The sequence below is a fragment of the Sorangium sp. So ce726 genome, from assembly GCF_051521405.1.
Taxonomy (GTDB): domain Bacteria; phylum Myxococcota_A; class Polyangia; order Polyangiales; family Polyangiaceae; genus Sorangium.
In genome coordinates, this window is record NZ_CP150349.1 from 9,205,706 (window position 1) to 9,229,164 (window position 23,459).

Annotated in this window: 18 protein-coding genes; 15 read left to right on the top strand and 3 right to left on the bottom strand. The window is 67.3% G+C overall.

What is annotated here, in order from left to right; all coding sequences use genetic code 11:
- Window positions 1-8 precede the first annotated feature (8 nt).
- From WME79_RS34125 to WME79_RS34170, 10 genes are all read left to right on the top strand, one after another.
- Window positions 9-230, top strand: coding sequence for a hypothetical protein (locus WME79_RS34125; protein ID WP_437523374.1), 222 nt, complete (start codon window positions 9-11; stop codon window positions 228-230).
- Between the two features lie 97 nt (window positions 231-327).
- Complete coding sequence (locus WME79_RS34130) at window positions 328-3,810, top strand: serine/threonine-protein kinase (protein ID WP_437523377.1); 3,483 nt, start codon at window positions 328-330, stop codon at window positions 3,808-3,810.
- Between the two features lie 126 nt (window positions 3,811-3,936).
- Complete coding sequence (locus WME79_RS34135) at window positions 3,937-4,587, top strand: hypothetical protein (protein WP_437523381.1); 651 nt, start codon at window positions 3,937-3,939, stop codon at window positions 4,585-4,587.
- Window positions 4,588-4,606: 19 nt separating this feature from the next.
- Window positions 4,607-5,881: a YcaO-like family protein gene (locus WME79_RS34140; RefSeq protein ID WP_437523384.1), complete on the top strand. Its 1,275-nt coding sequence runs from the start codon at window positions 4,607-4,609 to the stop codon at window positions 5,879-5,881.
- The gene (locus WME79_RS34145; protein WP_437523386.1) at window positions 5,878-6,651 is read left to right on the top strand and encodes a TfuA-like protein; all 774 of its coding nucleotides are present in this window, start codon (window positions 5,878-5,880) and stop codon (window positions 6,649-6,651) included. Before WME79_RS34140 ends, WME79_RS34145 begins: the two co-directional genes overlap by 4 nt.
- Window positions 6,648-7,610 (top strand): hypothetical protein, encoded by a 963-nt coding sequence (locus WME79_RS34150; protein ID WP_437523388.1) that lies wholly within the window; start codon window positions 6,648-6,650, stop codon window positions 7,608-7,610. Before WME79_RS34145 ends, WME79_RS34150 begins: the two co-directional genes overlap by 4 nt.
- A 78-nt stretch (window positions 7,611-7,688) precedes the next feature.
- The gene (locus WME79_RS34155) at window positions 7,689-10,946 is read left to right on the top strand and encodes a helicase HerA-like domain-containing protein (RefSeq protein WP_437523391.1); all 3,258 of its coding nucleotides are present in this window, start codon (window positions 7,689-7,691) and stop codon (window positions 10,944-10,946) included.
- A gap of 76 nt (window positions 10,947-11,022) precedes the next feature.
- A complete protein-coding gene (locus WME79_RS34160; RefSeq protein WP_437523395.1) occupies window positions 11,023-14,643 on the top strand; it encodes an AAA family ATPase in 3,621 nt (1,206 codons plus the stop codon).
- A gap of 66 nt (window positions 14,644-14,709) precedes the next feature.
- Window positions 14,710-15,699 carry a trypsin-like peptidase domain-containing protein gene (locus tag WME79_RS34165; RefSeq protein WP_437523397.1) on the top strand — a complete coding sequence of 330 codons (990 nt, stop codon included), beginning with the start codon at window positions 14,710-14,712 and terminating at the stop codon, window positions 15,697-15,699.
- Window positions 15,700-15,754: 55 nt separating this feature from the next.
- A complete protein-coding gene (locus tag WME79_RS34170; protein ID WP_437523399.1) occupies window positions 15,755-16,267 on the top strand; it encodes a DUF3892 domain-containing protein in 513 nt (170 codons plus the stop codon).
- A 266-nt stretch (window positions 16,268-16,533) separates the two neighbouring features.
- Here the strand turns inward: WME79_RS34170 and WME79_RS34175 are convergent, their stop codons facing one another.
- Window positions 16,534-16,743: a hypothetical protein gene (locus tag WME79_RS34175; protein ID WP_437523401.1), complete on the bottom strand. Its 210-nt coding sequence runs from the start codon at window positions 16,741-16,743 to the stop codon at window positions 16,534-16,536.
- A 719-nt stretch (window positions 16,744-17,462) separates the two neighbouring features.
- Between WME79_RS34175 and WME79_RS34180 the strand changes: the two genes are divergently transcribed.
- The 3 genes from WME79_RS34180 (at window position 17,463) to WME79_RS34190 (ending at window position 19,513) form a co-directional block, all read left to right on the top strand.
- A complete protein-coding gene (locus WME79_RS34180; RefSeq protein WP_437523404.1) occupies window positions 17,463-18,092 on the top strand; it encodes a hypothetical protein in 630 nt (209 codons plus the stop codon).
- Window positions 18,089-18,907 carry an SAM-dependent methyltransferase gene (locus tag WME79_RS34185; RefSeq protein WP_437523406.1) on the top strand — a complete coding sequence of 273 codons (819 nt, stop codon included), beginning with the start codon at window positions 18,089-18,091 and terminating at the stop codon, window positions 18,905-18,907. The genes WME79_RS34180 and WME79_RS34185 overlap by 4 nt, the downstream gene beginning before the upstream one ends.
- A gap of 450 nt (window positions 18,908-19,357) precedes the next feature.
- On the top strand, window positions 19,358-19,513 hold the full coding sequence (locus WME79_RS34190; RefSeq protein ID WP_437523409.1) for a hypothetical protein: 156 nt from the start codon (window positions 19,358-19,360) through the stop codon (window positions 19,511-19,513).
- A gap of 115 nt (window positions 19,514-19,628) precedes the next feature.
- On the opposite strand, the gene WME79_RS34195 is transcribed toward WME79_RS34190, so the two are convergent.
- Window positions 19,629-19,964, bottom strand: a complete 336-nt coding sequence (locus tag WME79_RS34195; protein ID WP_437523412.1) for a DUF3892 domain-containing protein — start codon at window positions 19,962-19,964, stop codon at window positions 19,629-19,631.
- Between the two features lie 531 nt (window positions 19,965-20,495).
- Between WME79_RS34195 and tnpA the strand changes: the two genes are divergently transcribed.
- Together tnpA and WME79_RS34205 are read left to right on the top strand one after the other, a co-directional pair.
- Window positions 20,496-20,627, top strand: a complete 132-nt coding sequence (gene tnpA, locus WME79_RS34200) for an IS66 family insertion sequence element accessory protein TnpA (RefSeq protein ID WP_437523415.1) — start codon at window positions 20,496-20,498, stop codon at window positions 20,625-20,627.
- A gap of 301 nt (window positions 20,628-20,928) precedes the next feature.
- Window positions 20,929-22,563: a recombinase family protein gene (locus WME79_RS34205; protein ID WP_437523418.1), complete on the top strand. Its 1,635-nt coding sequence runs from the start codon at window positions 20,929-20,931 to the stop codon at window positions 22,561-22,563.
- A 463-nt stretch (window positions 22,564-23,026) separates the two neighbouring features.
- Here the strand turns inward: WME79_RS34205 and WME79_RS34210 are convergent, their stop codons facing one another.
- Window positions 23,027-23,215: a hypothetical protein gene (locus WME79_RS34210; protein ID WP_437523421.1), complete on the bottom strand. Its 189-nt coding sequence runs from the start codon at window positions 23,213-23,215 to the stop codon at window positions 23,027-23,029.
- Window positions 23,216-23,459: the final 244 nt, after the last annotated feature.

Below are 23,459 nucleotides of genomic sequence, written 5' to 3' on the forward strand. Positions count from 1 at the left end.
GCGACCGGGTGGCGAACCTCGGCCCGCCGGTGGCGAACCTCGGCCCGCCGGTGGCGAACCTCGGCCCGCCGGTGGCGAACCTTGGCCAGCGCTCCGCGCAGGCGATGGGCAATCATGCGGATTTTCGCGGGGATCCGCGACGCGCCTGCCTCGGCACGCAACGTGCTGAGTGTTCGCGACGTGAGCACGAAGAGCGAAGGCAGCACGACGATGCCGCAAAGGAAACCTGAGGGGGAGCGCCTCCAGGGGCCCTCGTCTGCCGCTCGGTCTCCCCGGAGGATAGGACGCCAGGCCGGCGTCGAAGCTGCGGTAGCCTCCTGCCCTCGGATGATCGACGAGCAGGGAGCAGCCAGCGACGCACCGGACGAGCCTCGCCAGCTCGGCCCGTACCGGATCATCGAACGCCTCGGCAAAGGCGGCATGGGCGTCGTCTTCCGCGCTGCACACTCCGTGACAGGCGAGGAGGTGGCCATCAAGACGGTGCTCGGCGTGAACAACGCCGACCACCTCGCCGCGATACGCCGTGAGACGCGGGTGCTCCGCCGCTTGAACCACCCTGGCATCGTTCGCTTCCTCGACGAGGATGTCACCGGCGGGGTGCCCTGGGTCGCAATGCCGCTCCTCCGAGGCCGCACGCTCCGGGATCACCTCGCGGCTACCTTCGCCAAGGACGCCGGCCTGGGGGCGGCGATCACCATTCCCATGCAAGCTCCGGGGTCCGTTGCGGCCAGCGTCCGCCTGCGCACCGGCGCGCCCGCAGCGAGCGCGGACGCGCGCCCTCTCAGCCCGATGCTCACGCTCATCCGTCGCCTTTGCGCGCCGCTCGCCTACCTGCATGGCGAGGGCCTGGTGCACCGCGATCTCAAGCCCGCGAACGTCGTTCTCCAGGACGACGGACGCCCTATCCTCGTCGACCTGGGGATCGCCGTTCACTTCGGCGGCGCCGGCCGCGAGGAGCTCGACGTGTACCCGCTCGCCGGCAGTGTGGCCTACACGGCCCCGGAGCAGCTCCAGGGGGAACCGGTCGACGCGCGCGCCGATCTCTACGCACTCGGCTGCATCCTCTATGAGTGCGTGACGGGACGACCTCCCTTCCTTGGCGACGCCTCGTCCCTTTGCAAACAGCACCGCTCTGCCTCACCTCAGCGCCCCTCGGCTCTTGTCACGAGCCTCCCGGCAGCACTCGACGACCTCATCCTCACGCTCCTGGCGAAGAATCCACAGCGTCGGGTCCAGTACGCCGCCGACGTCGCCACAAAGCTCGTCGCGCTGGGCGCGGCCGCCGAGCGCGACGAGGGCCCGCCACCACGCGTGTACCTGTACCGGCCCGTGCTCGCAGGCCGCACCGATGCCGTTTGCAAGCTGCAGGGGATGGCCCAGCGCGCCGCCTCCGAGCGGCGAGGCGCGATCGCGCTCGTGCGCGGGGAGAGCGGCTCGGGCAAGACGCGGCTCGTGCGAGAGGTGAGCCGCGCCACGGCGAAGGGGCTGCCTCTCCAGGTGTTCTCGGGCGTGTGTGTTGCGCCTGGGGCCGGCGAGGCGGGTGCGACGGCGGCGATGGCCGCCCCGCTGCAACCGCTGCGTACGACGCTCTTGGCAGCGGTCGATCAAGCGCGCACATCCGAGGCAGAAGCAGACCGGCTCTTCGGCGGTCGCCGCGAGGTGCTCGCGGCCTACGTGCCAGAGCTGCGAGCGCTCGGGAGCCTATCGGAGCCGGCGCCCCTGCCGCCTTCACAGGCGCGGAAGCGCGTCGTCTCCGCGCTGCGGGAGACCCTTCGGGCGCTTGCCGAGGCGCGGCCGCTCTGCCTTCTCCTGGACGACCTGCAGTGGGCCGATGATCTCACCCTGGCCCTGCTCGATGCGTTTGCCCGAGCCGAGCCCGACGAGCGCGGCGGCGTGCTGATCATCGGTACCTACCGGATGGAGGAGACACGCCCGGAGATCGAGGATATCGCGCACGTCCCGGGAGCCACCTCGATCCGGCTCGACAAGCTAGCCGCTCGCGACATCGAGGACATGGTCGTGGGCATGCTCTCGCCAAGCATGCCGCCGAGGACCGTGCTCGACGCGCTCATCCGCAACGCGAACGGCAACCCCTTCTTCGTCGCCGAGTACCTGCGCGCGGCCCTCGACGCAGGGGAGCTCCAGCGGGACGAGGGCGGGAGCTTCTCTTTCAAGGGGCGCGGCGCCGCGGCGCTCGCGTCCCTCCAGATCCCGGACACGCTGGACGAGCTGCTCGGACGGCGGCTCGACCTCCTCGACGCGGAGGCGCGCGAACTCGCAGCGTGGACAGCGGTGCTGGGGCAGGAGCTCGATGACGAGCTCCTCTTCGCGGGCCCACTCGGACAAGACGCGACCACCGAGGCAGTTGCTGAGCTCCGGGCGCGGCGAATCCTCGAGGAGACGGAGACAGCACGGCTGCGCTTCGTGCACGATAAGCTGCGCGAGAAGGTCTACAGCCAGCTCGATCCGGGAGTGCGGGCCGCGCTGCACCGGCGCGCCGGCGAGGCGCTCGAGGCGCACGGCGCCCAGGCGCCGGTACTCGCGCACCACTTCGCGGGAGCAGGCCTCCACGGCAAGGCCGGCGCGCACTTCGCGCGGGCCGCGCAGCGCGCCGCCGAGGTCTATGCGAACCGCGACGCCGTCCGCTTCTACCGCCTGGCCATCGATGCCCTCTCGACCGCTGGCGCCGCGCCCGCAGCGGTCGCCGAGCTCCACGAGGGGCTGGGCGACGTGCTCGGGCTCGTCGGGCGTCAGGCCGAGGCCCGCGATGCCTACGGCGCGGCGCTCAGCGCGGCGACTTCCCGCGTCGACCATGCCCGGCTCCACCGCAAGATCGGCAAGACCTGGGAGATGCACCACCAGCACGCCAGGGCGCTCGAGTGTTACGGGCAGGCGGAGACCGCCCTCGGTGGGCAAACCGAGCAAGCCTCGGGCGAGGCCCAGGCGTGGTGGAACGAGTGGATCCAGATCCATCTGGATCGCATCTCCGTGCATTACTGGCTCGCCGATCTCGCCCGGCTGGATGCCCTCATCGAGGCCGTCCGCCCCGTGCTGGAGCAGAGAGGTACACCGCTGCACCGCGCCCACTACCTCCACGCGCTGACGCAGGGGGGAATCCAGCGCGATCGATTCGTCGCGTCCGCCGAGACGCTGGGCTTCGCCGATGAGTGCGTCGCGGCGTACGAGGCCGCAGACGCACCACCCGAAGGCCACTGGGCTCTGGCCGCCCGCTGCAGCCTCGCGATAGTCCGCATGCTGTACGGCGACCCCGACCAGGCCGAAGCCGAGATGCGCGACGCCCTCTCGATCGCGGAGCGGAGCGGCGACCTCGAGGTCATGACGCGCTGCCTGACCTATCTCACGCTCATCCAGCGCAGGCGGAACCTCGTCGAGGGTGCGGAGAACCTGTCCAAGCGGACCTTGAAGCTGGCAAGGGCTGAGAACGTGCGCGAGTACGCCGGAGCCGCCTTGGGCACCCTCGCGTGGTGCGCGCTCCAGCGCGGCGACCTCGCGCGGGCCGAGGAGGCAGGCCAGGAGGCGCTCGCCTGCTGGGAGCCCCTCCCCCTCGTCTACCCCTTCCAGTGGCTGGCCAGGCTGCCGCTCTGCCGGGTGGAGCTCGCGCGTGGTCGCCTGGAGGGCGCCATCGCGCAGGTACGTGCAGTGCTCGACCCGCGGCAGCAGCGCTTGCCGGGTCGGCTCACCAAGCTGCTCGAGGCGGCAGCGCGCGCCTTCGCGTCAGGCCACGAGGCCCGCGCTTGCCGGCCGCTCGCGCTGGCGCTCCGCGGCGCCCGCCACGGCGGCTACGCGTGAGCTGAGCCTCGACTCAACCGATCTTCTTGACGGCGCGCCGAGGCCCGCCGCGCGGCCCCCGTCCGCGCCCGGTCCGCGCGCGCCACGTGTGGAGTTGCGATGACAAAACGAGAACGGAGCCGAACCATGTCCAACGAGATCCCGTGCAGCAACGATCGAAGAGGCATTGTCTTCACCATCGATCGCGAGTCGAACCCCGTTTACCAGCTGGAGTCCAGCGCGTGGGCGAGCGCAGAGAACCGCTGGGCCGAGGGCGATGTCCCGCCCGAGATCCGCGACAAGGTCGCCTCTCTCCATGAGACCGGCAAGCCCGGAGCATTCGTGCACTTTCTCCAGGGCGACGTCGGGGTCTATGTCATATGCGAAAAGAACATCAAGAACCTCCCCGAGACGGCCGGCGACGATCTCGTCGTCCAGGAGGCCTACGCGGCGCTGAGCAGCGAGCGAAGGCTCGCCGCTTATGATCTCGTCATCTGCGCCAAGAACGGCACGATCCGCGCAGAGAGCGGCGAAACCTTCGAGACTCGCGAGGGCGATTACTACGTCGTCCACTGCCAATCGTGGGGACGCTTCGTCCTGAATCCCTCCATGAGGCCCGGGTTCGTCGAGACGACCAAGGAGGTCTTGCTCTTGCTCGAGGGACTGCACCGCACGAACTTCCTCTCCATGAGCCCCGACCCTACGGGCGAGCGGCTGCCCCCGGACGTCGCGCAGCCGACAGCCGTCCCCGTCGGGATCAACTGCTACGTCCTCAACCTGTCGCGCTTCAAGCGCTGAGCGGAGAGCCGGGGCTTCCATGACCACCTCCGCAAACCGCGCCAGTGCCGAGCAGCGATCGGGTCCTCCGCCAGCAGCGCCCAAGCGTTATCTCGCGGGCACCCACCGCCTCGTATCTCCCGATGAGACGGTGGAGAGGGTCCGGCCCCTCCTGCCGGCGATGGGCATCACACGGATCGCCGACGTGACCGGCCTCGACACGCTCGGAGTGCCGGTGGTCATGGTCGTCCGCCCCAACGCGCGCTCGATCGCGGTCTCGCAAGGCAAGGGCTCGACCCTCGCCGCCGCGCGCGCCTCGGGCGTGATGGAGTCGATCGAGCAATGGCACGCGGAGCACATCCAGCTCCCGCTCAAGCTCGGCACCGTCAGCGAGCTCCGCCACCGCCACCGGCTCCTCGACGTTCACAATCTGCCGCGCCTGTCCGTCGTCGACTTCCATGATCATCTCCGCCTCTTCTGGGTGGCTGGCCTGGATCTCGTGACGGGCGCGCCCACCTGGGTCCCGTTCGAGGTCGTCCACACGGACTACGCGCTGCCGTTGCTCGCCGCGAGCGGAGCCTTCGTGATGAGCTCGAACGGACTCGCCTCCGGCAACCACCCGCTCGAGGCCGTGAGTCACGCGATCTGCGAGCTCATCGAAAGGGACGCCGCCACGCTCTGGAGGCTCTCGGGCCCGGAACACCAGCGCCGGACGCGGATCGACCTGTCCACGGTGGACGAGCCGGGGTGCCGCGCGCTCCTGGAGCAGGTGGAGCGCGCCGATGTCATTCCGTTTCTCTGGGAGATCACATCCGATATCGGCGTCCCGGCATTCTGCTGCACGCTCGTCGATCGCGCGCCCAACCTGCACCGACCCATCGCGCCGATGCTCGGCTTCGGTTGCCACCCCTCCCGCGATGTGGCGCTCCTGAGAGCGATCACCGAGGCGGCGCAGAGCCGGCTCACCGTCGTCACCGGCGTGCGCGACGACGTCCGGGCCCGCGGCAACGGGCCCGACGACGATCTCCGCGCGGCGAGCCGCTTCCTGGAAGAGCACGCGGGTGAGCCGCCACAGCGCAGCTTCGACGACGCGCCCGATTATGCGGGCGAAACCTTCGACGACGACGTCGCCTGGGAGATCGAGCGCCTGCGCACGGCGGGGCTCAACCAGATCGTCGCTGTCGACCTCACCCGTCCTGAGCTCGAGATCCCGGTGGTGCGCGTGATCATCCCCGGTCTCGAGCCGCTCGACGATGTCCCCGGTTACATCCCCGGCGCGCGCGCGCAGCGGCGCCTTTCGGAGCGCAGACCATGAATCTTTGCATCTTCACAGGTCCCACCCTCCCGGCTTCGGAGGGCCAGCAGCAGATCGACGCCATCTTCCTGCCGCCCGCGGCCCAGGGCGACATCTACCGTGCAGCGCTGGAGAGACCCGTCGCCATCGGCCTCATCGACGGCTATTTCGAGCGCGTCCCGTCGGTGTCCCACAAGGAGATCCTCTGGGCGATGGCGCAGGGGGTCCACGTCCTCGGCGCGTCGAGCATGGGGGCGCTCCGCGCGGCCGAGCTCTCGCTCTTCGGCATGGAGGGGGTGGGCGGCATCTACGAAGCCTATGCGAGCGGGGCGCTCGACGCGGACGACGAAGTGGCGGTGGCCCACGCGCCCGCGGAGGACGGTTATCGCCCGCTGAGCGAGGCGCTGGTGAACATCCGCGCCACCCTGCGCGCCGCCGAGCGAGCCGGCGTGATCTCGGGCGCGACGCGCGAGCGGCTCGAGGCGCTGGCCCAGCGGCTGTTCTACCCGGACCGCTGCTATCCGATCCTCCTGCGGCGCGCCGAGGAGGAGGGTGTGCCGCGCGAGCAGACCGCGGCGCTGCGTGAGTTCCTGCGGGATGGCCGGGTGGACCAGAAGCGCTCCGACGCACTGGCGCTCCTGGAGGTCCTGCGCGGTCGCTTCACGGGCTCCGTCGAGCCGAAGCAGGTGCGTTATCACTTCGAACCGACCGACGCGTGGGAGCTGATCCGCGAGCGCGTGGACCGCCGCGCCGCGAGACCCACCGCGAGGGCGATGGAGGTAGGCCGATGAGCTCCAGCGAACAGGTTCCCCTCTCCGGCTTGGGCACCTACGTCCTCGGCCGGCTCTTTTGCAAGCTCAATGGTTTCACCCCGCGCGATATCGCGGAGACGCTAATGTTTCTCTTCAAAGGGAGGCAAAATCAAAACGACACGACGCGACTCATAGAAAACGAGCTCATCGACTTAGTGCGAGCCGGTTTCGCCACGCCCGTGAGGAGATCTTCCTATCAGATCACCCGCGACGGTCAAAAACACATCCGCGAGGCCCTCCACCTGGCGCACCACAAAAACGTGAGCTGGCAGGAGCTCAAGACTCTGGTAGCGGCCCGGATACTCGACGAGGAGACATCAGCGGCGAAGGGCCGGAGGGAGCTCGCTGTCGACGTGGCAGCCGCGGAGGCTACGCGTATCGCGACGCTCCTCGCCAGCGCCTTCCACCTCAACCTTGGCCAGGCCCCATCGCTGCCACGCGTGCTCGGCGCGGTCGCCTGGAGCGCCATCGGCGTCACGACAGCAGATCCCTTCACGGTCGAGGCGGTCATGCGGGTGCTGCTGAGCCGTCAAGCCGACGCGCCTCCTCAGGGGACACTGAAGCAGGCGATCGACCTGCTCGTGAGAAAGGCGTCGGCCCTCGGCACGGGAGCGCGCGGCCTGCTCGCTCCGCAGGCAGCCCCCCTGCCCGCGGACGAGTCCGCCTTCGCCGCACGCGTGCTCGACGCGGCGCGGGCGTCGACGAGCGGGCGGTTCGGGGACAACAAGGTCTTCATCTCGCACGTGCTTCGGCGGCTCGCGGAGGACGGCGTCGCGATCGGCGACGCGGACACGTTCAAGACCCGGCTGGTCTCCGCGCATCGTCGTGGGCTCCTGGCGCTCAACCGCGCCGACCTTGTCGAGGCCATGGATCCGGCCGACGTCGGCGCCTCGGAGACACGGTATCTCAGCACGACGTTCCATTTCGTGCGCATCTGACGTGGGCAGCGCCGGCGAGGCGCGCGCGCAGGGCGCGCGCCGCCGGCGTCGACGAGCAAGAGGGAGAAGGGGTGCATCATGACGAAGCAGGACGCCCTGCTCGACGTGTTCCTGTCGACAGCGAAGAAAGATGTGTTCCACTCCGTGGAGCACCGCGGGCAGATCTGGCGCGAGGATCCGTTCGACGTCGATTCCGTGCATGAGGAGGCCCGCACGGCCTTCCAGCGGCTGCTCACCCAGGTGACGACCCCGCCGGGCCTCGACGCGGGCCGGATCCTGCTGCTCCTCGGCGAGTCCGGCAGCGGAAAGACGCACCTCGTGCGCGCTTTCCGAAACCACGTTCACCTCAACGGGCTCGGCTTCGTCGGCTATATGCAAATGACCACTTCGGTCACGAGCTACAGCCGTTACCTGGTGAGCAACCTCGTCGACTCGCTCGACCAGACCTACTACGAGGCGCTGGGGACCGGCTCGGGGCTGCTCCGGCTCTCCAACGCGGTTGCGGCGAGGTGTGGTGATCCGGAGTCCATCCGCTCCTTGAACGAACGCGAGGACCTGGACGAGGACGAGGTCGTTGATCTCGTGGAGCGCGCCGCCGACAGGCTCATCAGACACCCCCGCTACGCCGATCTCGACCTGGATCTCATCCGCGCCCTGCTCTATCTGCAGCGGCAAGATCCGGCGCTGAAGAAGCGGGTCGTGAAGTACCTGCGCTGTGACGTGCTCTCGGAGCGAGAGCAGAAGCTCCTCGGAGGTCTATCGCCGAAGCGCGAGGACGAGGACGCCCAGCGCGTCGTCGAGGAGCTCGGCCGATTGATGTGGGCGTGCGACTCCCGCGCTCTGGTCCTCTGCGTCGACCAGTTCGAGGACGCGTACCGCGTCAACGATGCCGAGTCCCTGTTCCGGCGGGTGATGTCCTCGCTCTGCGCGGTCGCCGATCGGGTGCCCTCGTCCATCATCGTGATCGCCTGCCTCAAGGACTACTACGAGACGATGCGCGCTCGGCTCACCCGGTCGACGCTCGATCGCGTCGAGCGCGACCCCGCGCCGGTCCACCTGGTCGCGGAGAGGCGCAAAGAGGAGATCACGCCGATCATCCAGAAGCGCCTTGCCTACCTGTACGAGACGGCGGGGCATCCGCCGGCGGACGGCGCGGTCGATCCCCTGTATCCCATCCCCCGGGCGTTCGTGGAGCAGCTCTCGAGGATGAGCGTCCGCGCAGCGCTCAACGAATGCCAAATCTTCCGGGATGCGTGCATCGACGCCGGCCGGATCGTGGCGCAGTGGGACACGAGCGCGCCTCCCAGCGTACGGCCCCGGGCCCCCGCCGATCAGGACGTCCGCGCGGCCAAGGAGAAGATCGAGCAGGAGTGGAACGACTTCCTAGCGCAGTTCGAAGACGATCCATCCGAGGACGAGACGGAGATCACCGCGCTCTTCGCGTGGGCGGTGAACCATTGCGCCGAGGAGATCGAGAGCGGCATTCACTTCGATGCCCGGCCGCGCGATGAGGCGATCGAGATCGACGTCCGGGTCCCGACCCCGGGCGGAGCGACTCGCGTCGTCGAGGAGATCCTCGTCGCGGTCTGCAACCGGGCACCCCAGGGCGGCGGGCTCCGAGCGCAGTTCGAGGATGCGCGCGAGCGCGCCGGGCGCCGGATCCTCGCGCTGCTCCGCTGCGGCGAGTTCCCGCGCAATCCAAACACGCAGGTGCACTCGGCGCTCGCCGAGATCCTCAAGAACGGCGGCCGCAAGGCGGTCTTCGAGGAGAGCGATCAACGCACGCTGGCCGCTTTCCACAGGTTCCACGAGACCCACGCGCGACGCGAGCATTTCAGCGATTGGCTGAGGGAAGAGAACCACATCTCGCGTCTCTTGCCGCTCATCCACGTGCTGGATCTCGACCGCCTCGACCGCTTCGAGCAGGAACTCCCACCGTCCGCCCCGGCGCCTCGGTCGCGGGGAGCTGCACCGTCGCCCTTCGAAACGTCACCTGTGAGCCCGGGCGCAACGCCCCCGGCCGCCGGTCCTGACGGTGCGACGCTAGAAGGCGCCGACGGAGCGACGCCGCGGGAGGCCCTCTCCCTCGCGCTTGGCACGACAGGGGAGCTCGTCTCCCACAAGCTCACGCTCGACGCCGGGCAGCTCACGGCGCACGCCGCGTTCCTCGGCAGCACCGGGAGCGGCAAGACCACGCTGGCGCTGAACCTGATCGAGCAGCTCTTGCTCCACGGCGTTCCCGTCATCCTCATCGACCGCAAGGGGGATCTCTGCGGCTATGCGCGCCAGACGCTCTTCACCCGCGCGCACCCGGAGGTGGCGCTCGACGCCCGGCGGAAGGCGCTCGCGGAGCGACTCGACGTCGCCCTCTTCACGCCGGGCCACCCCGGCGGCCGCCAGCTCGGGCTCTCGCTGATGCCGAGCGGCATCGAGGCGCTCCCGGACCTCGAGCGCGACCAGGCCGCCGGCTATGCGGCCCACGCCCTCGGCGACATGCTCGGTTACAAGCAGACGCGCAAGGACAAGGGTCTCCGTACCATCCTCGTGCAGGCATTCCAGCTCTTCGCAGCGCACGGCGCCACGCGCAAGCTCGACGTCGCGTCGTTGATCGAGCTCATCGCGAACGAGGATCCGGCTCTCGTCGCTACCCTCGGGCGGCTCGACACACGGCTGTTCAAGGACCTCGTGCACGACCTCGAGGTGCTCAAGCTGAACACCTCAGACCTGCTCTCGATGGACGGCGAGGCGCTCGACGTCGAGCTGCTCCTCGGCCTCGGGCGCCACTCACAGCCTGGAAAGACGCGGCTCAGCATCGTCAGCACGAAATTCCTGGGCGACAGCGCGCGTGTCCTCTTCTGGGTCGCGCAGCTCCTTCTCGCGCTGAGCCGCTGGGTGAGCCGCGCGCCGTCGCCCCACTTGCGCGCGGTGGTGTTGCTCGACGAGGCCGACATGTACCTGCCGGCGCAGTCGCAGCCAGCGACCAAGGCGCCCATGGAGAACCTCCTGCGCCGCGCGCGCTCCGGCGGCCTCGGCGTCCTGCTCGCGACCCAGAGCCCGGGAGACCTCGACTACAGGTGTCGTGACAACCTCCGGAGCTGGTTCGTAGGTCGGGTGACACAGCAGACGGCGCTCGACAAGATGAAGCCGCTCCTGAGCGACGCCCGGATGGACGTCAGCGCCCGCATCCCCGGCCAGGAAGCAGGCGAGTTTCATCTGCTCCAGGATGGACGGGTGACGGCCTTCAAGCGGGATGTCCCGCTGCTCCGCGCCGAGCAGGTGCCAGAGAGCGAGATCCTGAAGCTCGCCAGGCGCCGCCCGCGCGAGGCTGCCCGTTGACCCGGCACGGGCGAGCGCGAGGCGCACATTTCTATCGTTGGATTCATCGGTGTTCATCGGCGCGAGGAGTGACACAGTGAGCGGCGCGATCAACGATTTCGAAGAAGAACGATCCAGGCATGGTGAGCTGCTCGGGCGCAACAACGTGGTCGAGAGGCTCCTCTGGCTGATTGAGGACAGCGCGCCCCGTGGCGGGTGGGTGCTCTTCCTGGGGAGCGCCGGCGCCGGCAAGAGCGCCATCATCAATCGCCTCCTGGATCTGTTTCCCCCACACACGCCGCACCATTTCATCCGGCGTGACCACGACGACTGGGATCGCCCCGACGCGGTGGTGCACAATCTCTGCGCGCAGCTCGAGCGGATCCTCCCGGAGCTGGCGGACGCCGAGCAGCCCGTGGAGACCCGGTTCGGGGAGCTCTTGCGGCGCGTCTCGAAGCGCCATCTCGTGCCTCGCGCAGGCAAGCTCGTCGTTGTCATCGACGGGCTCGACGAGGCGGCGAAGGACCGAAACGGCAAGAGCGTCTTGCCGCGCTTCTTGCCGCGCGTGCCGCCGAAGGGCGTCGTGCTCCTCGGCGCCTCTCGGCCGATGTACCGAAGGCACGACTGGCCCGGCGTCGTCGAGAACGCGCGCACGCTCGATCTCGACGACGAGGAGTGGGCGCCCTCCAATGAGGCGGCATGCCGAGCCGTCTGCGAGCAGCGCTCGCGCTCGCTCCCCGCGGCGTTCGACGCCTCCCTCATCGATGTGATCGTGCGCAGCGCGCGAGGAAACATGCTGTATGCCAGCGGGATATGCGACTGGCTCGCCGGTCAGCCGCCTGCGCAACGCACGGCTGCGCGCATCTCACAGGGGCTCGTCCCCTTTCTCCGCCAGATCTTCGACGAGCTCCGCGATCTGGACGACGCGCGACGCAGGCTGATCCTCAAGGGCCTCGGCCTCGCCTGCGCCGCGCGCGAGGCGCTCCCGCCGCACGTCTTCGGTGAGCTGCTCGGCAGCGATCCGGCGACCGCTGCTGGTGACGAGTTCCTGCGTGCCACGTTCCACCTGCTGCGCAAGGAGCAGGCGCACTGGCACGATGACAGCCAGTTCGGCTATCGGCTGCGCCACGAGCACGTGCGCGAGATCTTCGTCAACGAGCTCGGAGAGCGGGTGATCCGTAGTCATCACCTGCACCTGCTCAGAGGGCTCGCGGCGTGGCCGCCCGACGAGGGGGACCCGGCCGGACGGCGCTATGCCCTCCGGCATGCGGTGATGCACCGAATCGAGGCGGGCGACGTGGACGGCGCGCAGCGCCTGTGCGTCGACGTCGGCTATCTGGACGCGAAGTGCCGCGAGCTCGACGTCACCTCCATCGAGCGGGATCTGGAGGCGGTCATCGGCGCCTCGGAAGGCAGCGCGACCTTCGATCTCACAGCCGTACTCGCGGCCGTGCGCGCGGAGGCGACCCGGCTGTCCGCCTACCGCGATCAGGGGCTGCTCCCCTCGCTGCTCTACAACCGCCTGCGCTGCGCCGGATGGCCCTCCGAGGAGATCGCGCGCATGCTTCACTTCGAGGGGAACCTGCCCCCGCTGCGCCTTTTGCACGGCGTGCGCCTCGGACCGACGCCGCTGCGCACGTTCTGCGAGCCGACGAAGGCGATCGTCGCGTGCGTCGTGAGCCCCGACGGGCGCTGCGCGCTGTCGGCCTCGGCCGATCGCGTGCTGCGTTACTGGGCGCTCGTCTCCGGCGAGGTGCTCGCGACGATGCAAGGACATAACGACGAGCTCACGGGCTGCGCGCTCACGCCGGACGGCGAGTTCGCGCTGTCGACTTCCGTCGACATGACGACGCGGCTCTGGGACCTCGCGACAGGCGGCTGCATCGGCGTGCTCGACAACCGCGGTCGCTGGGCCACCTCCTGCGCGATAAGCCACGACGGCCGGATGCTCGTGGTCGGCTCGGACAACGGGACCCTCACGCTCTGGGATAGAAGCTCGCTCCAGATCGTTGGCACGCTGGAGGGTCACCGCGATTACGTGACGGTGTGCATCACGACCCCCGGGGGTCAGCTCATCTCCGGCTCGCGGGACGCCGCGGTCCGCGTCTGGGACCTCGCGTCCCGAGAGTGCCTGTACGAGCTCTCGCCGAGGGGTGGGGCGCGCTCGCCCGCGCCGGTAGCCTCGGAGGAGGGTTGGATCACGGCGCTCGCCCTCATGCCGGGCGGCGAGCAGGTGCTCGCCGCGAGCGGGGACGGCACGCTCTCGCGCTGGGAGCTCACCCTCGGCCAATGCCTCCAGCGCGTCGGTGCGGGACAGGGCCGCGTGGACGCGCTCGCGATCCTCCCGTGGGGTGGCCACCTGCTCTGCGGGATGGCAGACGGCGCGATCGCCGTCTGGAATCTCGCCGCCGAGCGCCGCATCCTGCGCCTCGCGGCGCACGCGAACGCGGTGTCCGCATGCGCCGCGACGTCAGACGGCCGCCGGATGCTCTCCGCGTCGCACGACCGCTCGGCCAGGCTGTGGGAACTCGGAGGTCCGGAGAGCCTCATGGCCCAGGACGGGCACGGTGCGCCGGTCACCGCGGCCGCGGTGACCCTCGATGGCCGGTTCGCGGTCTCAGCATCGGAGGACCGGCTGCTCAAGTTCTGGGACACTGCGACCGGCGGGTGCCGCGCCACGCTGACGGGGCACGCCGACCTGGTGACTGCCTGCGCAATCTCCCCCGATGGGCGCCGCGTACTCTCCGGTGCCCGGGACGGCGGCGTGCTGCTATTCCACCTGGATCTCGAGCGCGCCGAGGTGCGCGTGGCGACCGCCAAAGCGCACCAGAAGCTGGTGAGTGGCTGCGCGTTCCTGCCCGACGGACGGATGATCACCGCCTCCCGAGACGGCACGCTCTGGATCCGCTCCGAGGCGACGCTTGACGAGCCCTCGCAGCTCGGCGTGCACGAGGGGCAAATCAACGGCATCGCGCTGACCCCCGACGGGAAGCGACTGTTGTCGTTCTCTCGAGACGGCGCGGTGAAGCTCTGGCACCTCACCGACGCCTCACGTGCCCCCTCGTCGATCCGCCTCACGGGCGGACTCCTCGCCGCAGCGATAACGCCGGACGGCGGGCGCGTGGTGCTCGCCCGCGTCGATGGCCAGATCGAGGTGCGCGAGCTGCCGAGCTTTCGCTATGTCCGCCAGATTCCCGGTCACACCCGGCGCGTGTTCGGCTGCGCCGTCTCGCCCGACGGCGCGCGCGTGTTCACTGCATCCGAGGACGAGACGGTGCGGGCCTTCAGCCTGGAGACGGGGAGGCCTCTGGGAACCCTGGTCGGGACCTCGTGGTTCCGATGCGTCGCAGCGTGCTCCGGGTTGCTCTGCGCCGGGGACGAGGAAGGCAACCTCTGGATGATCGTCGAAGGTTTGGCCGCTGCCGACCCCCGCGCGAAGAGGAGCACTAGGCGGAGACCCACGCTGTCCGACAGCGACACAGTCCGCCTACGAAACACTCTTGCTGTGCTCTACGACACTGAGCAGGTCGCACGGCGCATCGCCAGGGAGGCGGGGATCGGCCTGCTGTTGGTCAAGATCTCCGGGAGCATCATCGACATCTGGGACGCCATCCTCGAGGAGGCCAGAAAACAGCATTGCCTCGCCGATATTGTGCATTGCGCACTGAGAGAATACCGCGACGACGACAATCTCTTAGAGCTTGCACAGAAGCTCTGAGAGACGCACGTCGCGGCCTGCGCGCGGCGACGACGCCGGCGTGCTCAACCGGAGAACGAGGAGATGATGAACCAGGCTCTTTCCCGCGAAGGGATACGCACCTTACGAGAGGCTCTTTCGTGGAAGTACCCGTCCGACGCCGAGGTGCGCCGATTCCTCTTTGACGTCAAGCTCGACGCAACCCGCATCGCTTTCCACAACCGAGCGGACCTCACCTGGCACAGCGTCCTCGACGAGGCGCAGAAGCGGGGCGCGCGGTGGGTCTACGCGGTGCTCGACCGCGCCATCGAGGAGTACCCAGAGGACGAGATCCTCAGGCGCTTGCGCGAGGGCGCCGCGGTACGCTACGCCGAAGGGCCGAGCATTACCTCGCTCCCGTGGCGGGGCAGCGGCGGTCCGCCGCTCGAGAAGATCCTCGGCACGCAGAGCTCGCTCGTCCCCGTGAGCTCCCTCGAGATCGGCATTCGCCGCGCTCAGGCGGTCGCGCGCATCCAGGTCTCCGACGGCTCGCTCGGAACGGGCTTTCTCATCCCCGGTGACCTCCTGGTCACCAATCACCACGTCCTCGGTGACCGAGACGCCGCTGCCGACGCAACCGCGCAGTTCAACTACCAGAAAACAGTCGAGGGCCGCGACGCGGAACCGGAGGAGTTGCGCTTCGATCCCGACGCCTTCTTCGTTACCTCCAGCGACGACGACTGCACGATCGTCAAGGTCGCGGGCGGGCCCTCCGCACGCTGGGGGACGATCGCGCTCCAGCCATCCCGGGTCGAACTCGGCGAACGGGTCAACATCATCCAGCACCCCGGCGGCGATCAGAAGCAGCTCTCGTTCTTCCACAACCTGGTTGTTTACGTGGGCGAGGGCCGCGTGCAGTACCTGACCGACACGTTGCCTGGCTCATCGGGCTCGCCCGTCTTCAACAAGCACTGGGAGCTCGTCGCGCTGCATCACAGCGGCGGATGGCTCCTCGAGCCAGGAACCAAGGACCGCTTCTTCCGCAATGAAGGGATCCATGTGGATCGGGTGGTAGATGTGCTCCGCAGGTGCCGTTGAGATACGGAGCTCATCACCTGCCGTTCCAGGCCAGAGGGCGTCGTCCAGGAGGACGATGCTCAACGAAACCCCGCAAATATCACATCTCTCGGAGGTACACGACGGCAAATCGACTCATCCTTCTCTCGGGGCCTACAGGACTAGAGTCGCACGCGAATCGCAGACAATAACCCAACCACTCAAACCAGAACCAATAGAGCACAACATCAATCTGGAGACAGCTACCAACAGAATCGATCTACAGAATACAAACGTCGATCTTTACAATCTCGAGAAACTGATTCGGAAGCAAGGAGAGATCCACATGGCAGAGCGACAGGTTACGAGGACGGGCAAGGACACCAACGGCGACATCACCAGGCTGTGCAATCACGGGGAGACTTGGTCGCCCCGCTCGAAGAGCGACGCCATCCGGGACATTGACTCGGGAATTCACACGTACGTCGTCTCTTGGTCGGACGGGCGCCGGACCGAGGTCCGGGTCGTGAACGGCCCCACAGGCAGGTATCTGCGGACGGACCGAGACGCCACGACACGAAACAACCTGGCCGACCTCCCGGACTGCTGAGCATCAGGAGAAGAATAAGGTGATGAATACCTCTTCGAGAAGCTACTTCGGCTGTTCCGATAGCATCTCTCGGTATTCCAACCTGTTCGGTACTTGAGGCAGTCGGTTCAGTGCATGGCGCTGTTCGTCAGCCATACGGTTGACGAACAGCGCCCGCCTGAACATCCACAGCGCCGCGACGATTCGCCTTGACTGTTGCCGCCATACCGCCCTCGCCGACACACGCGTCGACTGCTGCGGCCAAGGCGATGGAGAGGGGCCAGGTGTCAAGCGACAGTAATTTTTACTGACGCTCTACACAGCTCGTAAAGCCATGCACTCAGCTCGCCTTCCTCCAAGCACAGATAGCGGGTCCCAGATATGCCGCAGACAGCCTCGACCAGCACCTTGCCCGCCGTCTCGAGCACCTGCTGCTGCAGGTGCTTGCCCGCCGGGCTCATCACCGCCAGTGTGCAGCTTTGCGCATGCACGTCCACTCCAATATACCGATCCATTGATGGCCTCCCGCGCTGTGGGTTGTGTCGCTGCGAACCCCACGGTGTGTGGGGGCCATCCCTTCTCCCGCCACGGCATCCGGAGCTTTGAGCCCCCGCCGGAGGCATCCGTCACCCCTCGCCCGTGCTCACCCCGGGCTGGAGCGCGCACGCCCCCTCAAGGGCGGCGTAGCCGCCGAGCGTAGCGAGAGAACCCTGGATGGGGACGAGCACTCCAGCAAGCTCAACGCGCGAGGGGCAGACGCCTTCCCGCTCGGCTGGACTGCCCGAGGGCATCAGCGGAACGGGCTCGCCAGTGCGCAGCGATCCGACCGTCATGCCCCCTCTAATGCCTGTGATGCCTTCTCCCCCTTGCCTTTCTGCTCGGCCTGGGCGAACCTCCGGTGCCGCCGCGCACCGTCGTGCCGCGTCGCCGTGGGCTCAGGCGGCAACCCACGCCCTCTTCCTCCTTCTCATGCCGACCTCCGAAAGTTTACCGCTGGGCCATCTCCGGGAGCCGGTTGGCGTCCAATTTCCGCGGCTCTCTATGGCTACTTACAGATCAGGCAAAGATTATGCGTTGAGGCGGAAGGCGTCGGTGAACGCTTCGAAGGACTCGGGATGTGGTGCTAGCGTCTCCAAGAGCGGGCGCGGTATCCTCTGCCACGGCGCTTGGCTAGAAGCGACGGCAGGGGTGATGCTGCCGCAGGAAGGACACCAGAATGAGCAGAGAGAACGTTACCAGGTATCTGCAGCGCATACTGACCGACCGCGTATTCCGGGATCTCGCAACAACGTCGCTTTCAGACTCGCTTGAAGGCCAGGAGTTCACTCCCGAGGAACTGGCAATCCTTGCATCAGCTGGCAGAGACTGGGCGCGATTTGTTGCAGTCGCGCAAGGGGATGAAGCGGTCAGCGTCATGGGTGCACACAATGCTTCTCGCCCGCAGGGCTTCCTAGCCACGGACGCTACCGCGACGTTGGCGGAAGCAGCACTCTCCAACCAGTCCATCATGATTCGACCGATCACCGTCATCACGCAGAACACGGCGCCGACCTTCACCGTAAATCCGTCCCCCCGCCCGAGCCCTCGACCGAGTCCACGTCGAGAGACTGGCGACGACTTCCGCGCCATCTTTGGAAACGCATCAGTCGTAATCGTTGTTCCGGAGCGTCAGCCACTCGAAGCACGCGTTCAGCAGCCAACCGAGCCAGTCGCGGCCCACGATGCCGAACTTCACGAGGCTCGGCGAGCTGCCGTTGACGAAGCAAGGAAAGCAGTTCAGCAGTCCTCTGGAACAGATCGTCTTGATAATCTCGTGAAGCTCATTTCGGTGTTGGAGCGGATGTGACCGAACCTAAACCAGACATCTACGTGGTCGGCACCGGCATCGCCGCGCCTGATCATCTGACGAAAGAAGCGGAGCGTATTCTCTCCTCCTGCAATGAGGTGCTGTTCGTCGACTCCGGCCCTGGCCTACCTGACTACCTGGCGACGATTTGCGCACGTGTAACTGATCTGTCGACTCTCTATGAGGACGGTTCAAGTCGGCTCAAAACGTACCATCGCATGGCGGCTCGCGTTCTTGAGGCTGCGTTGGACCGCGCACCTGTCGCATTCGCACTGTACGGGCATCCGCTCGTTTACGCCTACCCCCCTTTCCTAGTGCGTGCCGGCGCGGCCGAACTCGGGCTGCGAGTTAAGGTAGTTCCCGGCATTTCAGCCGCCGACTGCATTCTAACGGAGCTGAACATTGATCCCGCCACCAATGGATTTCAAATGTATGAAGCGACCGACGTGCTTCTTCGGAGGCGTCCCCTTCAGTCCGACGTGCCCGCGTTGATCTGGCAGATCGGCGCCGTCGAGACTGGTCTCTATTCGCGGGCTCCAAGCCGCCCTGAGAGGTTCTCCCGCTTTCAAAAGCATCTTGAAAAATACTATCCAAGGTCGCACGTCGTTTACGCGGTCTGCTGCGCAACGACCTCGTTGAAGCCGGCAACCGTGCTGCAGTTTGAAATCCGGCAAATGATGGATCTCGCGCACGTCTTGCATGCCGGGTACACGCTATACATCCCTCCGGCGGCCATTCAGCCAGTTCTTGATCTCGAGTTGCTTGGGCAAATCGATGATGCTCAGCATCTCGCTCGAATCACCACTCACACGTAAGCCCCCGGTTGAGAGGGGTGTTTCAATGCCGGTTTCCGGCACCCGATGGCTGTGATGCTTTCGGTCCATCACACGACTGCGAGCATCCGGGGCGCGGCAAGTCGTGCGGCGCGCTGGCGCACGGTGGCTACGGCGGCGGCGGCGCAGGCAACGGCTGCTACGGCGGCTGCGGCTACTCGGGAGGTGGCGGTGGGCGCGTCGCCGGCGGCTGCTCGTGGAATGGAGGCGCCAATCCCACGGGCCAGGAAGGCGTGTGCACGTCCAGCGGTCACGGGCGGGTGATTATCGAGCGCGTCGGCCCGTAGCATGCCGCTACCCGCTCCACGAGGCGCGCGGGGAACGTGACCCTCCCCCGCTTCCGCGACCTTCTCGGGCGGCCGTTCGCTCCGTCGAGTTCGGGCCGCCCCCCCCGCACAGATCCCAGCGAGCAGAGCTATCGCACTGCACCCCATGGCGATGGTCACGGAGACCCTCCGGTTGAAGGAGCCCGGGCTCCTGACCTCGACCGCCGTGGCCCGGATGCTCGGCATCAGCACGACCACGCTCCGGCGGCTTGAGGGCAAGCTCTTCGAACCCGCCCCCCGTCAGGGGAACCGCAAGGTATGAGTGCTAACCTCCGAGCAAGTCGACGTCCTCCGGAACGCGCTCTGGGAGAAGCCCCGGCTGAGCCCCAGGACAGAGTTCGTCGCCCTCGAAGAGGGGCTTCCTACGGCGGAAAGCCTCAGGAGCATGCCGGCAGATTTCCGAGATTGTCTTCCAACCTGCTGTTGCCATCCGTGCGGAGATACTGGGCCCCAACCGTCGGAACGCCGCGGACGAGTTCACCCATTAAGAGTTTTTCAGCCCCCTTTCCATCCGGCTTTCGGTAAGCCGTATAGAAGATCACCCCGCGTTCGATCGCGTCAAGTACATCTTGGCGGAGCCACGTTTTTCGCAGTTGTGCAGAGTAGCCTGTGATTACCTGCTCAGCGTCGACCACGCCGAGGTGGCTGATGGGAGAGCCCTCTGTACAGATAATGAGATACTCAGGGGGAGGAGATTCCGGTCCGGTTGACATGGGCGAAGACTAGCATGACTTGTAGTCCGTGCCTCAGGCGGCGTTGCCCTCCGCGCGTCCCATCTCGGTGACGCAGCGACGGATCATGCCCCGAGCAGGTTGAGGTCCCTCTGGAAGGCGCTCTGAGAGAAGACGCGCTCGGGCCTGAAGCCAGAGCTCGTCAGCCTCGAAAACGGGGGGAGGCGCAGCCGGGAGCCCTCCCCGAGCGACCGACTTCGAGAGACCAGCGTTCGCCTTCAGGAAATCCGTCCACATCGCACACGAGGACCACAAAGCTCGAACGTGATGCACGCCTTGTCGCACCCAGTTGAGACTGGTTCGCCCTCGACCCAACCGAGACCGACGGAGGTAAGGTCCTCGGGATCGCCGATCTCATCCCAGGTGAGGCACACGGCCGGCGGGAACTTGGCGGATCGCGGTCGACTTCGAGCCGGAGCCTACGTGAGCTACGCCGTAACCGCCCGACCAACGCCATCGTGACCACCCCGTCGGGGCCGGTTACCAGTCCCCATCGCGACGAAGGAGGAGGCGATGGCGACGAAGGCGGAGTGGGCCGAGCGGGTGGAGCGATGGGAGTGCAGCGGGCTGAGCGCCGAGAAGTTCGCGCGGCGCGAAGGGTACAAGCCGAAGAGGCTCTGGGCACAATCGACAAACCTGTCCTGAGGCTTGTGCTCCGCCGGCAGCTTCAGCCGCTGAGCAAGCGCGCGCCCAGTCGGCCCACTCCTCTGCCAACGTTGGCTCGCCCGCATGAAGCAACGCCTGGAGGGAGGGCCGGGCGCGGTGAGCAAGCACGTCTGGACAGTCGAGTGGACCGCTCGACCACAGCCCGAGGGCAACCAACGGCTCGGCATGGCCGTGCGGATCGCGATCGACCACGCGATCTCACCCTTGGGACGGAACGAAGCGGAAGCGGTATACACAAGCGCGCAGAGCAACGTGGAGACCGACGGAGGGGAGGGGGATCATGAGCGAGCGGATGGCACTGTATGCGCGCGTCTCGACGTCGCATCAAGAGCAGGAGCAGACCATCGCCTCACAGATCGCGGCCCTGGAGCATGCAGCGGCCGCGATGGGGGTGACGGTGCCCTCCGAGCGACGCTACCTCGATGAGGGGATCAGCGGTTCGCGCCTCGATCGGCCTGGTCTCGACGCCCTTCGTGATGCGGCCGCGGATGGGCTGATCGATGGGGTGCTGGTGTACTGCCCCGACCGGCTTGCACGCAACTACGTCCACCAGCACGTACTGATCGAGGAGCTGAACCGACATGGCGTCGCTGTGCACTTTGTGGAGCACCCGCTGGGCGAGCGCGCCGAGGATCGACTGCTCGCGCAGATGCAAGGGGTGATCGCGGAGTACGAGCGCGCCAAGATCCTCGAACGCACCCGACGCGGCCGGCTGCACAAGCTGCGCACCGGGCAGATGCTGCCTTTTCACGGCAACCCGCCCTACGGCTACGCGATCCTCGAGCGCGATCGAGACGTGCCTCCGATCGTGGTGATCAACGAAGTTGAGGCGCAGCACGTGCGGGACATGTTCCGCTGGGTGATCGAAGAAGGGTTGAGTACACGCGCGATCGCGAGGCGTTTGAACAAGAATGGCGTGGCTCCTCGCAAGGCAGAGTTCTGGACTTGGAGCGGCATTTACAATGTGCTGACCAACCCCTGCTACATCGGGCAAGCTGGCTACGGAAAATGGGAGTCCTGCGAGCCCAAGCGACCGAAGAAGCTCGGAAGTTATCGCAAGCGCCAGAAGAGCTCCGTGCGTAGGCGTCCCGAAGACCAGTGGGTCATCGTGCCGATCCCGCCGCTCATCGAAGAAAAGACCCAGCAGCAGGTGAGGCGTGCGCTGGCGAAGAACAAGCTCACGTCAACACGGAACGTACAATGGGAGTACCTGCTTCGAACGCTCGTTGTCTGCGGCGAATGCGGCCGAAGGATGACCTGCATTCATCAGGCGCCCCGCGCTGGTCGCCCCGCGTACGACTACTACGTATGTCCTTCCGATTCCCCTGAAGATCGAGGTCGGCTTCAGCGATGTCCAGCGCGCAACGTGCGGCGCGATGATCTCGATGATGTGGTCTGGAAGGCGGTCGTCGCATGGCTCCAGCAACCCGAGATGCTTCAGCACGAGATCGAGACGTGGCGCACGAGTCAGCAAGGGGCAGCGCAGCGGACACGCGATCGTACTCGCCTTGAGAAGACAGAGAGGCAACTCGCGGCGCAAGTCGAGCGCCTCGTGGACGCATACATGGCGGGCGCGATCACGGCTCCGGAGCTGAAGGCGAGGCGCGAGCGGCTGGAAGCCAGCAAGCAGGCCACGCGCGCACGCCTCGAGGAACTCGCGGTGCAGGACCAGGATCAGGCTCGGCTCGATCGGCTGGCGGAGGACCTGGATGCGTTCGCTGCCACGTTACGCGTCGGGCTGGACAAGCTGGACTTCGCGGACCGGCAGCATATCGTCCGGCTCTTGATCGAGCGCGTCGTGGTGACGGGCAGCCAGATCAACATCGAGCATGCGATCCCCCTGTCCGGCCGGTTTAGCCAGTTGCGCCCATCGCATCAAGCAGCTGTACTGGTGGCGCTGGAAGCTGCGCGCTGACCGGCCCTCACAGCCCTCGCCGTCGTCGTTGACCGAAGCGCCGCGCTTTCTGCCGGTCCACGTGGTGACGGACACATCGGCCGTCGCGCCGGAGCCGATCGAGATCGCGCTGCCCAACGGGCGGGTGGTGCGGGTCCGGCCAGGCTTCGACCCGGCCACGCTTGAGCGGGTACTGGCGCTCGCCGGGGGGGATCATCGGCGAGCTTGCCGCGCTACTGCGCCGTAGGCCGGCTCGCAGCATCGGCGGGAAGGAATCCGGGGCACGCCGGCGCATGCGGATCGGGGGCTCACGTCCGTCTGCACTCGGCTCAGCGCGCCGGGCACCCGCACCTCGGTGTGCTTGATTTGGACTTCCGAAGCCACTGCGTAAGCGACTTGGCGACACTTCCACAAGCCTGCCCTGGAGAGAGGCGCTCTGGCGATGCCGTCGCGACGCCTCCCGCGTTTAAGGCTGCGAGAGACATTATCGTCCCCTCCGGTCGCGCTCGCGGGCGAGGTCGAGCACATCGGCCGCAACCTCGTCCTGCGGTGGCGTCAGCGCTCCGAGCAGCCGCCCGATCGCGTCATGCGCGACGCGCGCTGCCTCAACGTCGCCCGCCACAATCGCCGCCCGCAACCCCTCCCCGAGCTGCACCAGCAGCGTCGCCCTCACCGACGCCCCCCTCGCCCCCACCCCCTCCCCGAGACGCTCTCCCCCCGCCCCGCCCACCCCGATCGAATCGCCACGCGCCCCCTCCGAATCGTCACACCCCCGCTCCAACCGCGTCGATCCGTCGCCACCCCCCTCCAAATTCCCCAATAATTTCGCCGGTTCGCCCCCATTCCCCCGCCCCAGAGCGCCTTTTAAATCCACCGCGTCTGCCATTTCGCCACGGGGCCAACTGTTTGATTTTGCT

Excerpts from the sequence above, each read along its gene's own strand:
- WME79_RS34130 (WP_437523377.1), top strand. The coding sequence starts at position 328 with ATGATCGACGAGCAGGGAGCAGCCAGCGACGCACCGGACGAGCCTCGC.
- WME79_RS34135 (WP_437523381.1), top strand. The coding sequence starts at position 3,937 with ATGTCCAACGAGATCCCGTGCAGCAACGATCGAAGAGGCATTGTCTTC.
- WME79_RS34140 (WP_437523384.1), top strand. The coding sequence starts at position 4,607 with ATGACCACCTCCGCAAACCGCGCCAGTGCCGAGCAGCGATCGGGTCCT.
- WME79_RS34145 (WP_437523386.1), top strand. The coding sequence starts at position 5,878 with ATGAATCTTTGCATCTTCACAGGTCCCACCCTCCCGGCTTCGGAGGGC.
- WME79_RS34150 (WP_437523388.1), top strand. The coding sequence starts at position 6,648 with ATGAGCTCCAGCGAACAGGTTCCCCTCTCCGGCTTGGGCACCTACGTC.
- WME79_RS34155 (WP_437523391.1), top strand. The coding sequence starts at position 7,689 with ATGACGAAGCAGGACGCCCTGCTCGACGTGTTCCTGTCGACAGCGAAG.
- WME79_RS34165 (WP_437523397.1), top strand. The coding sequence starts at position 14,710 with ATGAACCAGGCTCTTTCCCGCGAAGGGATACGCACCTTACGAGAGGCT.
- WME79_RS34170 (WP_437523399.1), top strand. The coding sequence starts at position 15,755 with ATGCTCAACGAAACCCCGCAAATATCACATCTCTCGGAGGTACACGAC.
- WME79_RS34180 (WP_437523404.1), top strand. The coding sequence starts at position 17,463 with ATGAGCAGAGAGAACGTTACCAGGTATCTGCAGCGCATACTGACCGAC.
- WME79_RS34190 (WP_437523409.1), top strand. The coding sequence starts at position 19,358 with ATGGCGATGGTCACGGAGACCCTCCGGTTGAAGGAGCCCGGGCTCCTG.
- WME79_RS34195 (WP_437523412.1), bottom strand. The coding sequence starts at position 19,964 with ATGTCAACCGGACCGGAATCTCCTCCCCCTGAGTATCTCATTATCTGT.
- tnpA (WP_437523415.1), top strand. The coding sequence starts at position 20,496 with ATGGCGACGAAGGCGGAGTGGGCCGAGCGGGTGGAGCGATGGGAGTGC.
- WME79_RS34205 (WP_437523418.1), top strand. The coding sequence starts at position 20,929 with ATGAGCGAGCGGATGGCACTGTATGCGCGCGTCTCGACGTCGCATCAA.